The organism is Vibrio scophthalmi LMG 19158 (assembly GCF_000222585.1).
GTDB classification, from domain to species: domain Bacteria; phylum Pseudomonadota; class Gammaproteobacteria; order Enterobacterales; family Vibrionaceae; genus Vibrio; species Vibrio scophthalmi.
The window spans coordinates 1-764 of sequence record NZ_AFWE01000115.1; the positions used below are offsets into that span (position 1 = coordinate 1).

Genomic DNA, 764 nt, shown 5'->3' on the forward strand with positions numbered 1-764 from the left:
GAAAAAGAGTTGATTACTTTAAGTTTCAGATAATTAAGATGAAATGCAGCCTTAAGTTTGGTAAAAAGGACCAGTGATACATAAGGTAATAGGTGCATGGTATCAAAAATCAACACATCGCTATTCATAACATCCAGCAACTTAAAATACGCAGTAAGCACAAATACCTCGCAATGACGGCAGAGTTTGTCTTGAGTGTAAACGCTTTTACCTATCAAGATTTAAGTGTCCGTTTTAACATTAATTGTCGAGCGGCGGCAGCTCGAATAAAGCGTTTAAAATCGAAAGGTTTTCGGTTTAATACCATTGGATTAAATCATGCCGAAGGTAGGCTTTTTAGATTGGTTGATTGTGAAATTTGGCAAGATGATGTTAAACCGAAAGGCAGAAACACGAAAATAAGACCGACACAACCAAGCTTTGTTTTTGTTAGTAAGGCGTCACCACCTGTCCCTGAACTTGATTATTTATGGAAAGTCGCACTTGGATTATAGCACTCAGAAACAAGTCAATGCCGCGCTTATGAAGAAAGCCCTTTGAACATTTGAATAATGATATTATCTATAAGAACAAAGGGCCAACAATAAGTTAGATCAAAAAGTCGTCTAAGTTTTTATCCACTAATGCTGACGGGGTTCTTCCTTGGCCTGTCCATGTTTTTTCTTCACCATTTTCATCCATATAACGGTATTTTGCCGGGCGTGGTGCTCGTTTTGATTTGATCGGTTGTTTAGCCAGTGCGGTCATTAAATCATTAATATCGA

At 37.8% G+C, this 764-nt stretch carries 2 protein-coding genes; one reads left to right on the plus strand and one right to left on the minus strand.

Going from position 1 to position 764, the window contains the following annotated elements:
- The first annotated feature begins 92 nt into the window (after positions 1 to 92).
- Positions 93 to 494 (plus strand): hypothetical protein, encoded by a 402-nt coding sequence (locus RH88_RS09825; RefSeq protein ID WP_005595438.1) that lies wholly within the window; start codon positions 93 to 95, stop codon positions 492 to 494.
- Between the two features lie 94 nt (positions 495 to 588).
- Here the strand turns inward: RH88_RS09825 and RH88_RS09830 are convergent.
- Positions 589 to 764 (minus strand): H-NS family nucleoid-associated regulatory protein (locus RH88_RS09830; protein WP_005595439.1); only part of this gene is annotated, 176 nt, incomplete at its 5' end.